The organism is Promicromonospora iranensis (assembly GCF_028994775.1).
In the GTDB taxonomy this organism is placed as follows: Bacteria; Actinomycetota; Actinomycetes; order Actinomycetales; family Cellulomonadaceae; genus Promicromonospora; species Promicromonospora iranensis_A.
Genome location: NZ_JAJQMN010000002.1, coordinates 202,692 through 215,380, shown reverse-complemented (window position 1 = coordinate 215,380; position 12,689 = coordinate 202,692). Strand labels below are relative to the sequence as shown.

Below are 12,689 nucleotides of genomic sequence, written 5' to 3'. Positions count from 1 at the left end.
CATCGCCCGAGAGGCGGGTAGGGGCATTCCCTACCCGTCTCTCGGGATGCCCGCATATTGCGTCGATATGTCCAAATCGGTATCTGGGAGTTTCCTGGAAGCGACTCTACGCTTTGCCGCACTGGGTGAATTCATTGCCCCGACGACAAGGGAGTCGCTGGACATGAGACGCACATCCTTCAGAGCGTTCACCGTGGCTACAGCCGCGGCGACGCTCCTCGCCGCCAGCATCACGGCTGCTACCGCAGGCACTGCCGCCGGTTCCGACAGGCCCGAGGTGGCCGGGTACGCCCCGGGCATGGTCGCCGCGATGGAGCGCGACCTCGGTCTCACCACCGCACAGGCGGTGGACCGCCTCAAGACGGACGAGTCGCTGTCCGAGAAGCAGCACACCATCATCAAGACCCTCGACAAGGGCTACGCGGGGGCGTGGGTGGACGGCGACGAGCTGTTCGTCGCCGTCACCGACAAGGCCGGAGCCGCCGAGGTCCGTGCCGCCGGTGCCACCGCGGTCACCGTCGACAAGTCGCTGAGCCAGCTCGACCGGCTGGCCGCCAAGGCCCACCGCGCCGCCCCCGACGCCAAGGTCGCCGCCACATACGTGGACGTCGAGTCGAACTCGGTGGTCATGGAGGTGGCCAAGGGCGCGAAGGGCGCCGTCACCGCCGCCGTCAGGCAGGCGGGTGTCTCGGCGGGTTCTGTCTCCGTCGTCGAGGTGACCGAGATGCCGCGCACCCTCATCAACGTGGTCGGTGGCAACGCCTACTACATCGGCGGGTCGCGTTGCTCGGTCGGTTTCTCGGCCACCGGTGGCTTCGTCACCGCCGGTCACTGCGGGTCGCGGGGTGCGACCACCAGCCAGCCGAGCGGCACCTTCCAGGTGTCCTCGTTCCCGGGCAACGACTACGCCTACGTGAACACCGGCACCGACGACACCCTCATCGGCGCGGTCAACAACTACAACGGCGGCACCGTGAACGTCGCGGGCTCGTCCGCGGCCGCCGTCGGCGCCACCGTCTGCCGCTCGGGTTCCACGACCGGCTGGCACTGCGGCACCATCCAGGCCCTGAACTCGTCGGTCACGTACCCCCAGGGCACCGTGTCCGGCCTGATCCGGACCAACGTGTGCGCCGAGCCGGGTGACTCGGGCGGCTCGCTGCTCGCGGGCACCCAGGCCCAGGGCATGACGTCCGGCGGGTCGGGCAACTGCTCCTCCGGCGGCACCACGTACTTCCAGCCGGTCGGCGAGGCCCTCAGCGCCGCCGGCGTGTCGCTGATCACCGGTGGCGGTGGCACGACGCCGCCCCCGGGCTGCGCGAGCCAGCGGACGCCGTTCAGCGGCTCGCTCAGCTCCGGTGGCCAGGCGGCGAAGCCGGGCGCCACCGGCTTCTCCGCGCTGTCGGGCACCATCACGGGCTGCCTCGACGGGCCGACCGGGACCGACTTCGACCTCCACCTGCAGAAGGCGAGCGGCGGCTCCTGGGTCACGGTGGCCCAGGGCATCACGTCGTCGCCCGACGAGAACGTGCGCTACACGGGCACGTCCGGCACCTACCGCTGGGTGATCCAGGCGTACTCGGGCTCGGGTTCCTACACGGGTGGCTACACCACCCCGTGACGGCCCTCGCTCGAGCGCGTGGCGTATGAGCACGTGACGTCGGACGCCCAGGTCACCCGGTGACCTGGGCGTTCGGCATGCGCGGAGCGGGCCGGCTCAGGGTCGCGCCGTCGACTGCCGCACGAGGAGCAGCAGCGCGAACGAGGCAAGGGTCACCGCGACGACGCCGAGCATCCCGCCCATGTACGCGGTGAGGTCACCGCCCAGCGGGAGGCCCCAGCCGTCACCCCGGACGCTGCCGAGTGCCCCGACCGCGAGAGCTCCGGTGCCCACCGCGCCGAGCAGGAGCAGTCCGGCCGCACCCGACGTCCCGCGGTCCGGGCCGTCCTGCGGCGCGTCCAGCGAGGAGGACGTGCTCAGCAGGCACACGCCCGCACCCCAGGCGAGCACCACGAGGATGGCGGCGACGACGTCGGAGGGCCGGTGCCACTGTCCGATCAGCGTCGACACACCGGTGGCCCCCGTATAGGCCGCTCCGGCCACCGCCACGACGGGACGCCAGCGCCGGGGAACCGCGATGAGGAGACCGGCCGCGATGGACGCGGCGACCGTCGTGTGCCCGCTGGGCAGGGTGTTGATGTCGGCCCGCGGGACGTCGAGCAGCGCGGGCCGGTCGAGGACCGCGTGCTTGAGCACCTGCGTGGTGAGGTTGGACCCGGCCACCAGGATCGCCACCTGCGCCGCGAGCCACCAGCGCCCGCGAGCCAGCGCGAGGATCACGGCGGCCGCGAGACCCAGGCCGATGAACGTGTTCGACACCACTCCGAGCACCGGCTCGGCCAGCTCCCAGAGCACGCCCTGGCCGCGGGCGGCGCCGTCGAGCGCGAGCTGGTCCGCGCGCTGGCCGACCGACGACACCACGAACGTGTCCCACGTGGCCCACACGGCCCACAGCGCGAGCACCGCCACGACTCCGGCGATGATGCGCGGCGCCAGCCGGGGCTGGTGCCCGGGCGTTCGTGGACCGGCCTCGTTGGTGCTGCTCCGGTCCGGCTCGTCCGACGTCGGCCGCGGGCCCGCGGGCGGGTTCTCCGGGAGCTGAGCCGGGCGGAGGGCGCGGCGGGGCCTGCGGACCTTGGGTGCCGGCTCGGCGGGCGGCGTGTACCCCTTCGCCGTGCCGACGACGCGGCCGTGCGCGGGCTGCGGAACGTCAGGCAGCGGGAGGGTGTGGTCCGTCATAGGCTCAACCGTAGGGGAACGGCCTGAAGAGACCGTGTGCCCGGTGTGAGGCTCCGTTGTCCACGGCGTCGTTCACATCACGCCACGGGTGAAAATCACCACGGTCATGCGAGACACCGGGCAACCGGCTGTCGGCCCGGATAGGGTGCGAGCCGTCGTGTCTGGCGTACCGTGAACTCTCCAACGGCGCTCGACGCCCTCCCCCAGACCCCGCAGGAAGCAGGCAGGACCGGATGTCCCAGGCACGCAAGCTCGTGATCGTGGAGTCGCCCACGAAGGCTCGCAAGATCCAGAGCTACCTCGGCGACGACTACGAGGTCGAAGCCAGCGTCGGGCATATTCGCGACCTCCCGCAGCCCAAGGACCTGCCGGCGGAGATGAAGAAGGGCCCGTACGGCAAGTTCTCCGTCGACGTGGACAACGGGTTCGACCCGTACTACGTGGTCCACGCGGACAAGAAGAAGAAGGTCAGCGAGCTCAAGAAGGCGCTCAAGGACGCCGACGAGCTCTTCCTCGCGACCGATGAGGACCGCGAGGGTGAGGCCATCGCCTGGCACCTGATCCAGGAGCTCAAGCCCAAGGTCCCGGTCAAGCGCATGGTGTTCCACGAGATCACCCGCGAGGCGATCTTCCGGGCGCTCGAGAACACGCGCGAGCTGGACCAGGACCTCGTGGACGCCCAGGAGACCCGGCGCATCCTCGACCGCCTGTACGGCTACGAGGTCTCGCCGGTGCTGTGGCGCAAGGTGCGACAGGGTCTGTCCGCCGGCCGCGTGCAGTCCGTGGCGACCCGTCTCGTCGTCGAGCGCGAGCGTGAGCGTATGGCGTTCGTCTCAGCGGACTACTGGGACGTGGCGGGCACCTTCGCGGTCTCGGACGACGACGGCGCCGCCTCCGGCCAGCCGTCCTTCCGGGCCCGGCTCACCCAGCTCGCCGGCGACAAGGTCGCCTCCGGCCGCGACTTCGACGATCGCGGGCGGCTCAAGGTCCGCACCGGCGTCGTGCAGCTGAACGAGGCGACGGCGCACGCCGTCGTCGCCGGGCTGGAGACCGCCGACTTCGCGGTCCGCAGCCTGGAGACCAAGCCGTACACGCGCCGCCCCGCGGCGCCGTTCACCACCTCCACGATGCAGCAGGAGGCGGGCCGCAAGCTGCGGATGTCGTCGCGCCAGGCGATGCGTACCGCGCAGGGCCTGTACGAGAACGGCTACATCACGTATATGCGTACCGACAGCCCTTCCCTCTCGAAGGAGGCGACGGACGCCGCCCGCCGTCAGGCCGCGGAGCTGTACGGTCCCGAGTACGTGCCTGGTGCTCCCCGGCTCTACCAGTCCAAGTCGAAGGGCGCCCAGGAGGCGCACGAGGCGATCCGCCCGGCGGGTGACTCGTTCCGCACGCCCGCGCAGGTCGCCGGTGAGCTGAGCGGTGACCAGTTCCGCCTGTACGAGCTGATCTGGAAGCGCACGGTGGCGTCGCAGATGGCTGACGCGAAGGGCTCGACGGCGTCCGTCCGGCTCGGCGCGGTCATCACCGGCGGCGAGCAGGACGGCAACGAGGCGGTGTTCTCGGCGTCGGGCACGGTGATCTCGTTCCGCGGGTTCCTCGCGGCCTACGAGGAGAGCGCCGACGCCGACGCCGAGGCGGCCGAGGGCGCCGCCGCGGCGAAGGAGACGCGTCTGCCGACGATGTCCGAGGGTGACGCGCTGGTCGGGACCGACCTCGCCGCCGACGGGCACTCGACGGCACCGCCGGCGCGCTACACGGAGGCGTCGCTGGTCAAGGCGCTGGAGGAGCGCGGGATCGGCCGCCCGTCCACGTACGCCGCCACGATCTCGACCATCCAGGACCGCGGCTACGTGATCACGCGGGGCCAGGCGCTGGTGCCGACGTGGCTCGCGTTCGCGGTGATCCGCCTGCTGGAGGAGCACTTCGACCGGCTGGTCGACTACGACTTCACGGCCACGATGGAGGCGGACCTCGACCAGATCGCCGCCGGGTCGCGGGAGCGGGTCGCGTGGCTCAAGGAGTTCTACTTCGGTGAGACCCCGGGCAACATGGGCACGTCCGACGCGCTCGGCGTGGACAGCGACGGCGGCGGTCTCCGCGCTCTCGTCGAGAACCTCGGCGAGATCGACGCCGCGGCGATCAACTCCGTCGATATCGGCGAGGGTATCCGCGTGCGGGTCGGCCGGTACGGTCCGTACCTCGAGGACCTCGCGGCGGAGGTCGAGGAGGGCAAGACCCCGCCCCGCGCCTCGGTGCCCGACGACGTCGCGCCCGACGAGCTGACCGTCGCGAAGGCGCGTGAGCTGCTCGCGGCAGGCGCCGACGACGGCCGTGTGCTCGGCACGCACCCCGAGACGGGCAACCCGATCGTGGCGAAGAACGGCCGGTACGGGCCGTACGTGACGGAGCAGCTGCCGGAGCCGGACCTTGACCCCGACCTGTCGGCCGCGGCGAAGAAGCGGGCGCTGGCCGCCCTGCCCAAGCCCAAGACCGCGTCGCTGCTCAAGTCGCAGGCCCTCGACTCGGTGACGCTGGAGGACGCCCTGCAGCTCATGTCGCTGCCGCGTGTGGTGGGCGTGGACCCTGAGTCGGGTGACGAGATCACCGCGCAGAACGGGCGCTATGGTCCGTACCTGAAGAAGGGCACGGACTCGCGCACCCTGCCGTCCGAGGAGGCCATGTTCACGGTCACCCTCGACGAGGCGCTGGAGATCTACAAGCAGCCCAAGCGGGGCCGCGGCCGGACCGCGACGCCGCCGCTGCGGGAGCTCGGGGACGACCCGAACAGCGGCAAGCCGATCCAGGTCAAGGACGGCCGCTTCGGCCCGTACGTGACCGACGGCGAGACCAACCGCACGTTGCCGCGAGACGTCACGCCGGAGTCCGTCACCGCGGAGCAGGCCATCGAGCTGCTCGCGGAGAAGCGCGCCCAGGGGCCGGCGAAGAAGCGCACGACGCGCACCGCCGCGGCCAAGAAGCCCGCCGCGAAGAAGGCGCCGGCCAAGAAGGCCCCGGCCAAGAAGGCGTCGAGCTCCAAGTAGCGTCGGACGTGCGGGTCGCTCCGGTGACCTGCACGTCCGAGCCGTCGGACCAGGCCTTCTCGCCAAGCGAGCCGTGCGCGCCGAGCGCACGATGGACGCATGGACGTCAACGAGCAGATCACGCCGATGACCGAGGACGAGTGCTGGGAGTTCCTCTCGATGCAGCCCATCGGGCGGCTCGGTACGGCCGTCGCCGGGGAGCCCGAGATCTTCCCGCTGAACTTCGCCACGGCGGACCGGAACATCTACTTCCACACGATCCCCGGCACCAAGGTCGCGGAGGTCGCGATCAACGAGAAGGTGGCCTTCGAGGTGGACCAGTGGGGTCCCGAGATCGCGTACAGCGTGGTCGTGAAGGGCACCGCGGAGATCCTGGAGAATGACGCCGACATCGCGGCGGCCGAGGCGACCAACCTGGTCAGCTACCTGGAAGACACCCGGGACACCTGGGTGCGCATCACGCCCACGCGGGTGACCGGCCGCAGGCTCCGGCGCTGACCCGGTACGGGCGCCGGCCCGGTGCCCGGGCCGGCCGGTCGATGTCGGTGGGCGCGGTTAGGGTTGCGGCGTGAACGCACCGGGCTACTTCATCTCCTTCGAGGGCGGCGAGGGCGTCGGCAAGTCGACGCAGTCCCGCCTCCTCGGCGACTGGCTGGCCGACCTGACCGGCCGCGAGGTCGTGCTCACCTTCGAGCCCGGCGGCACCGCGCTCGGCAAGGAGCTGCGGGCCGCGGTCATGCACGGCCAGGACATGGGCCCGCGCGCCGAGGCGCTGATCTATGCGGCTGACCGCGCCCACCACGTCGAGACGGTCGTACGGCCCGCCCTGGACCGCGGTGCGGTGGTGGTCACGGACCGCTATCTCGACTCGTCCGTCGCCTACCAGTCGGGCGGCCGCGACCTGCCCGGCCACGAGGTGGAGCACCTCTCGCTGTGGGCCACGAAGGGCCTGCGGCCCGACGTCACCGTCCTGCTCGACCTCGAGCCCGCCGCGGCGGCGGCCCGGCGCGCCAAGGCCGAGGGCAAGGGCGAGCTGGACCGCCTGGAGCGAGCCGGCCTCGAGTTCCACACCCGGGTCCGGGACACGTTTCTCCAGCGCGCCGCCGCCGACCCCGAACACTGGGTGATCATCGACGCGACGGCGCCCGTCGACGACATCCAGGCGCAGATCCGGGTGGACGTCTCGGCCCGGCTGGGCCTCACCCCGGTGGTCACGGAGGCCAGCAGCATGGCCGAGGCCGCCGGTAACGCCGAGTCCGCGAGCCTGGCCGAGGCGGCTGGTGTCGCCGAGGCCGTCGCCGAGGACCGTTCATGACGGTGTGGGACGACGTCGTCGGGCAGGAGCATGCCGTCGCCGCGCTCCAGGGTGCTGTGGCGAACCCCGTGGCGATGACCCACGCATGGCTGGTGACCGGTCCGCCGGGGTCCGGCCGTTCGGTCGCCGCGCGTGCCTTCGCTGCGGCGCTGCAGTGCCCCCAGGGCGGCTGCGGCACGTGCCAGGCGTGCACCACCACCATGGCGGGCACCCATCCGGACGTGACGCTGCTGGCCACGGAGAAGGTGGTCATCGCCATCGACGAGGTGCGGGACCTGATCATGACCGCGTCCCGGTCACCGTCCGGCGGGCGGTGGCGCGTGATCATCATCGAGGACGCCGACCGCATGGCGGAGCGCACCACCAACGTGCTGCTCAAGACCATCGAGGAGCCACCGCCGCACACCGTCTGGGTGCTGTGCGCGCCGTCGGTCCAGGACGTGCTGCCGACCATCCGGTCCCGCTGCCGCGCCGTGGTGCTGCGTGTGCCGCCGCCGCAGGCGGTCGCCGACCTGCTGGTGCGGCGCGACGGAGCCGATCCCGCGGTCGCGCTGAGCGCCGCCCGCGCCGCGCAGAGCCACGTCGGCCTGGCGAAGCGGCTGGCCCGTGATGCCGGCGCCCGCGAACGGCGCACCGCGGTGCTGAGCATCGCGCGGCGCATCCGCGGTGTCGGCGACGCGGTGCTCGCGGCGGGCGAGCTCGTGGACGTGGCCAAGGCGGAGGCCGTGTCGGCCACCCAGGAGCGGGACGCGGCAGAGAAGGCGGAGCTGATGCGCGGGCTGGGCGTGGCCGACGGCGAGACGCTGCCGCCGCGCCTGCGTTCCCAGCTCAAGCAGCTCGAGGACGACCAGAAGCGGCGCGCGACCCGGCACCAGCGCGACGTGCTCGACCGCGCCATGGTCGACCTGCTCTCCCTCTACCGGGACGTGCTCGTGGTGCAGCTCGGCGCGGAGGTCGACCTGGTGAACGCGGAGCTCGCCGAGACCGTGCGCTCGCTGGCCGCCGACTCCACCCCGGAGCAGACGGTGCGGCGGATGGACTCGATAGGCGTGGCGCGGACCCGTCTGGCCGGCAACGTCGCTCCGCTGCTCGCGCTCGAGGCGATGACGATAGCGCTGCGCCCGCAAGGGTGACGCGGCGCTCATCGGCTCCTGTGAAGATTTGGCACGGGTGAAGTTGAACGGCCAAGGCAGATTGTCCCGGTTGGCGTCCGTGGTTAGGCTGCGGGACGCCCCCAGAGCTTTTTCGTGCGACAAGGAGTCCACCGCCTGATGAGGATCCTCCTGCTGGTATCAGCCTTCAACGGTCTCACCCAGCGGGTCTGGTGTTCCCTGAGGGAGCAGGGGCACGACGTCGGCGTCGAGCTGGCCCCGACGTTCGAGTCGGGTGCCGCCATGACGCGGGCCGTCGAGCGTGCCGACCCCGACCTGATTCTGTGCCCGTTCCTGAAGCACCGCGTGCCGGACACGATCTACGACCGGTGGCCGACGGTCATCGTGCACCCCGGACCCGTGGGTGACCGTGGCCCCTCGTCGCTGGACCACGCGATCCGCGACGGCCGCGACCGGTGGGGCGTCACCGCCTTGTCCGCGGTCGAGGAGCTGGACGCCGGCCCCGTGTGGGCGACGGCGGTGTTCGACATGCCCGACCAGCCGATCGCCAAGAGCGCGCTCTACAACAGCCGCGTCGCGGACGCCGCGATGGCCTGTATCGGCGAGGTCGTGCGCAAGGTGGCTGACGGCGAGCGGCCGATCCCGGCAGAGGCCTGCCTGCGGATCGTGCCCGTCGACGGCGAGCTCCCGCTGCTGCGCCGGGAGGACTTCCGCATCGACTGGAGCCGTCCCGCGACCGAGCTGGAGCGGCTCGTCGCGGCGGCCGACGGCGCCCCCGGCGCCCCCGCCGGCGTGAACGGCCGGTCGGTCTGCGTGTTCGACGCCGTCGCGTCGCCGGAGCACACCGGTGCCGCGCCCGGCACCGTGGTGGGCCGCAACCTCGACGCCGTGGCGATCGCCTGCGGCGTCGGTACGCTCTGGGTCGGCTACGCCGCCGAGCTCAGCGGCCGCCGTGGCGCCAAGCTCCCGGCCGCCCAGGTGATCGACGCGAGCGGCGCACCGTTCCGCCGTGTCCCGGACGCCCTGGCGGAGACCACGTACGTGCGGGACGGCGCGGTCGGCTACCTGACGATCCGCTCGTACAGCGGCGCGATGTACACGGAGCAGTGCCGCCGCCTGACCAGCGCCGTCGAGAAGGCCCTCACCGAGGACACGCGGGTGCTCGTCATCAAGGGCACCGAGCACGCGTTCTCCAACGGCATCCACCTGGGCACCATCGACGCGTCGCCGGACCCGGCCGCCGAGGCCTGGGACAACATCTGCGCCATCGACGAGCTGTGCCTCACCATCGCGACCGCCGAGCAGCTCACCGTCGCCGCGTTCACCGCGAACGCCGGCGCGGGTGGCGTCATGGCGGGGCTCTGCGCCGACGTGACCCTCGCCCGCGAGGGCGTCGTCCTCAACCCGTACTACGACATGGGGATCTACGGCTCCGAGCTGCACTCCTGGAGCGTCCCGGCACGTGTGGGAGAGCACCGCGCGTCGCTGCTCCTGAACCGTAAGCTGCCGATCTCGGTGGCCGAGGCGGCACGCATCGGGCTGATCAGCGCCGTCGGGCCGCGGGAGTGGGGCGAGTTCACCACCTGGCTGTCCTCGGCCGCCCAGGGGTACGAGGAGCCGGCCACGCTCGGCTGGATGCTCGCCGCCCGCGCGGAGCGTCGGGCCACGGACCGGCCGCTGTCGTACTACCAGACGATCGAGCTGGCCGAGATGGCCCGCGACTTCTTCGACGACCGCAACGCGTTCTCGGTGCACCGCCGCGCCTTCCTGCGCAAGGCGGCGGCCGACTCCACCCCCGAGAAGCTCCGCTTCTCCACTGCCCGCGTGTGAGCCGTCGGCGCGCGTGATGCCGCGCGAACGCGGATGATCGGTGACAGGTCGGGTGACCGGTGGCTCGGGGCTGCCGGTCACCTGGCATGTCACGGATCATGGGGTGCGGTGCAAGACACGTGTCGCCCGCCACATGACCAGGGTGGAGGTGTCGCAATCCTGCGACGCACATCCGGTGGTGTCAGGCGAGTGGAAGGATCTGGGCATGAAGATCAGGCGGATGGACCGATCCGGTGCAACGGCACGACCTCTGGGACGTGCCGGCGCGGCGGCCCTGGGCCTCGGCGTGACGGCGGCGCTCGCGCTGTCGGGGTGCGCACAGTCCGACGTCGGAGGATCCGAGGCGGCGGACTCGAGCGTCACCACGTCCCCTGCACCGGAGGAGAGCGACATGGTCAGCCCCAGCCCGACCGACGGCACGGAAGAGAGCGGCGGAGCGGGTGAGGACGGCAAGCTGCCGCAGGCCGCCGACATGGAGGTCACGGCCGGGAGCACCGGGCGCGGTCTTCCGCCCGGCCTGGAGGGCAACACCAGCTCGACCATCGGTGCGGCCTGGGCACCCGTGGAGGGCCTCCTGTACGTCGTGACCAACGGGTCCAGCTCGTGCCCCACGTTCGCTGAGCCGGAGGCGACCCTCGGCTCGGGCGGCAAGTCAGGCGGGGTCGACGCAGAGAACGGCGTGCTCACCGTGCAGCTCGTGCCGCCGAGCGACGGCATCTGCACCATGGACTTCGTGCCCACGACCACGGTGGTCGAGGTACCGGCGGAGTCCGACACGGGAGAGGCCGTACCGGTGGTGCTGGGTGACAAGGGCACGGTCGAGCTCGAGCCCCGTCCCGCGGAAGGTGAGCCCGGACCGGTGGCCTGGCTCGACTCGTGAGGGTCGCGTGTCGGTTCGCCAACGGGTAAGAAATCTACCCAGCACAACCGATAGGTTGTGCGGGTGATTCGCCCCGCCCGCCGTCGTCAGCCCGCGGCCGTCGTCGCCACGCTGCTCACCACCGTTCTCCTGCTCGCCGCCTGTGGTGCACCGCCCAAGGTGCAGACGGCGCTGGAGGACGTGGGCAAGTCGGACGGCTCGGCGACGGTGGGCGCGCCGAAAGGCTTCGAGGACTACTACGGGCAGTCGCTGGAGTGGACCGACTGCGGCGAGGGCTTCCAGTGCGCCACGGCCTCCGCGCCGCTCTCCTGGCAGGATGCCGGGGCCGGCAGCATCGAGATATCGCTCAAGCGAATTCCCGCCGAGGGGCAGAAGGTGGGATCGCTGCTGGTCAACCCGGGTGGGCCGGGCGGTTCGGGCGTGGACTTCGTGAGCGACCCGGCGCGGTTCGGGCAGTCGCTGCGCTCGTCGTTCGACATCGTGGGCTTCGACCCCCGTGGGGTCGGGAAGTCGACTCCCGTGAAGTGCTATGACGACGCGGGCAAGGACGAGTTCCTCAGCACCGACTTCCCGTACACGGAGGCGGGCCTGGCCGCCCGGCAGGACGCGGTCCGGGACTGGGGTCAGGCGTGCGCCGAGAACACCGGCCCGCTCCTGGAGCACGTGGACACGCAGTCCGCCGCGCGCGACATGGACATGCTCCGGGGTGCGCTCGGTGACGACAGGCTCAACTTCCTCGGCTTCTCCTACGGCACCCAGCTCGGGGCCACCTACGCGGGGCTGTTCCCGAAGCGGACCGGACGGCTGGTGCTCGACGGCGCGCTCGACACCACGCTGGGTTCGGACGAGGTGGCGCTGCAGCAGGCCGAGGGTTTCGAGAGCGCTCTGCGCGCGTACGTGACCGACTGCCAGGCGGGCAGCGACTGCCCGCTCACCGGCGACGTCACCAGTGGCCTCCAGCAGATCCAGTCGATCGTCGAGGACGCGGAACCCAACCCGATCCCGACGTCGTCCGGACGTTCCGTGACGAAGAAGCTCGCGTTCTACGGCGTGGCCGTGACCATGTACGACGAAGGATCCTGGTCGTTCCTCACGCAGGCTCTCCAGGAGGTCCTGTGGGAGGGCACCGGCGACGACCTGCTGTACCTGGCGGACGTCTACAACGACCGCAACGAGGACGGCACGTTCAAGTCCAACAGCGAAGAGGCGTTCCGCGCGATCAACTGCGCCGACTCCCGCGCCGAGGAGGACATGGCCACGATGCAGCAGCTCGCCGCCGAGATCGAGGCAGCGGCGCCCACGCTCGGCGAGTCGTTCGGGTACTCCGGCATCGAGTGCACCGACTGGCCGTACCCGCCCGCCAAGGAGAAGTTCGACCCTGCGGCCAAGGGGGCGCCGCCGATCGTCGTGGTCGGTACCACCAACGACCCCGCCACCCCGTACCGCTGGGCCGAGTCGCTCGCGACGACGCTCTCGTCGGGCACCCTGGTGACGTACGAGGGTGAGGGGCACACGGCGTACGGCCGGTCCAACACCTGTATCAGCACGGCAGTCGAGGACTACCTGGTGGAGGGCAAGGTGCCGGAGGACGGCCTCACCTGCTGACCCTCCGGAGCCTGGACCCGGCGGGTTGAGGACGTCACACGGTTTCACTTTGAAACCTGGGCCCTCCATTGGGTACAGTGAGGGCCGCTCACCGATCCGGTTC

9 protein-coding genes are annotated in these 12,689 nt (G+C 71.4%); 8 read left to right on the top strand and 1 reads right to left on the bottom strand.

All coding sequences use genetic code 11. The annotated features are described in order from the left end of the window. Positions 1–163: 163 nt before the first annotated feature. Entirely contained in the window at positions 164–1,618 is a 1,455-nt protein-coding gene (locus tag LUU90_RS03825; RefSeq protein WP_275001958.1) for a S1 family peptidase, read from the top strand. Between the two features lie 96 nt (positions 1,619–1,714). Here LUU90_RS03825 and LUU90_RS03820 read toward each other — a convergent pair whose 3' ends face one another. Beyond that, the gene (locus LUU90_RS03820) at positions 1,715–2,797 is read right to left on the bottom strand and encodes a phosphatase PAP2 family protein (RefSeq protein ID WP_275001957.1); all 1,083 of its coding nucleotides are present in this window, start codon (positions 2,795–2,797) and stop codon (positions 1,715–1,717) included. Positions 2,798–3,030: 233 nt separating this feature from the next. On the opposite strand from LUU90_RS03820, the gene topA reads away from it, so the two are divergent. The 7 genes from topA (at position 3,031) to LUU90_RS03785 (ending at position 12,586) form a co-directional block, all read left to right on the top strand. After that, positions 3,031–5,844, top strand: a complete 2,814-nt coding sequence (topA, locus tag LUU90_RS03815) for a type I DNA topoisomerase (RefSeq protein WP_275001956.1) — start codon at positions 3,031–3,033, stop codon at positions 5,842–5,844. 99 nt (positions 5,845–5,943) lie between these two features. Next, positions 5,944–6,342, top strand: a complete 399-nt coding sequence (locus LUU90_RS03810) for a pyridoxamine 5'-phosphate oxidase family protein (RefSeq protein WP_275001955.1) — start codon at positions 5,944–5,946, stop codon at positions 6,340–6,342. A 70-nt stretch (positions 6,343–6,412) separates the two neighbouring features. Next, the gene (gene tmk, locus LUU90_RS03805; RefSeq protein WP_275001954.1) at positions 6,413–7,159 is read left to right on the top strand and encodes a dTMP kinase; all 747 of its coding nucleotides are present in this window, start codon (positions 6,413–6,415) and stop codon (positions 7,157–7,159) included. Then, positions 7,156–8,292, top strand: a complete 1,137-nt coding sequence (locus tag LUU90_RS03800) for a DNA polymerase III subunit delta' (protein WP_275001953.1) — start codon at positions 7,156–7,158, stop codon at positions 8,290–8,292. Before tmk ends, LUU90_RS03800 begins: the two co-directional genes overlap by 4 nt. 138 nt (positions 8,293–8,430) lie before the next feature. Continuing rightward, positions 8,431–10,101 carry an enoyl-CoA hydratase-related protein gene (locus tag LUU90_RS03795; RefSeq protein WP_275001952.1) on the top strand — a complete coding sequence of 557 codons (1,671 nt, stop codon included), beginning with the start codon at positions 8,431–8,433 and terminating at the stop codon, positions 10,099–10,101. A gap of 205 nt (positions 10,102–10,306) precedes the next feature. Beyond that, positions 10,307–10,981, top strand: a complete 675-nt coding sequence (locus LUU90_RS03790) for a hypothetical protein (RefSeq protein WP_275001951.1) — start codon at positions 10,307–10,309, stop codon at positions 10,979–10,981. 63 nt (positions 10,982–11,044) lie between these two features. Then, positions 11,045–12,586 (top strand): alpha/beta hydrolase, encoded by a 1,542-nt coding sequence (locus LUU90_RS03785; RefSeq protein WP_275001950.1) that lies wholly within the window; start codon positions 11,045–11,047, stop codon positions 12,584–12,586. Positions 12,587–12,689 lie beyond the last annotated feature (103 nt).

What these genes read in the sequence shown, in the direction of transcription:
- LUU90_RS03825 (WP_275001958.1), top strand. Translation starts at nt 164, where the DNA reads ATGAGACGCACATCCTTCAGAGCGTTCACCGTGGCTACAGCCGCGGCG.
- LUU90_RS03820 (WP_275001957.1), bottom strand. Translation starts at nt 2,797, where the DNA reads ATGACGGACCACACCCTCCCGCTGCCTGACGTTCCGCAGCCCGCGCAC.
- topA (WP_275001956.1), top strand. Translation starts at nt 3,031, where the DNA reads ATGTCCCAGGCACGCAAGCTCGTGATCGTGGAGTCGCCCACGAAGGCT.
- LUU90_RS03810 (WP_275001955.1), top strand. Translation starts at nt 5,944, where the DNA reads ATGGACGTCAACGAGCAGATCACGCCGATGACCGAGGACGAGTGCTGG.
- LUU90_RS03800 (WP_275001953.1), top strand. Translation starts at nt 7,156, where the DNA reads ATGACGGTGTGGGACGACGTCGTCGGGCAGGAGCATGCCGTCGCCGCG.
- LUU90_RS03795 (WP_275001952.1), top strand. Translation starts at nt 8,431, where the DNA reads ATGAGGATCCTCCTGCTGGTATCAGCCTTCAACGGTCTCACCCAGCGG.
- LUU90_RS03790 (WP_275001951.1), top strand. Translation starts at nt 10,307, where the DNA reads ATGAAGATCAGGCGGATGGACCGATCCGGTGCAACGGCACGACCTCTG.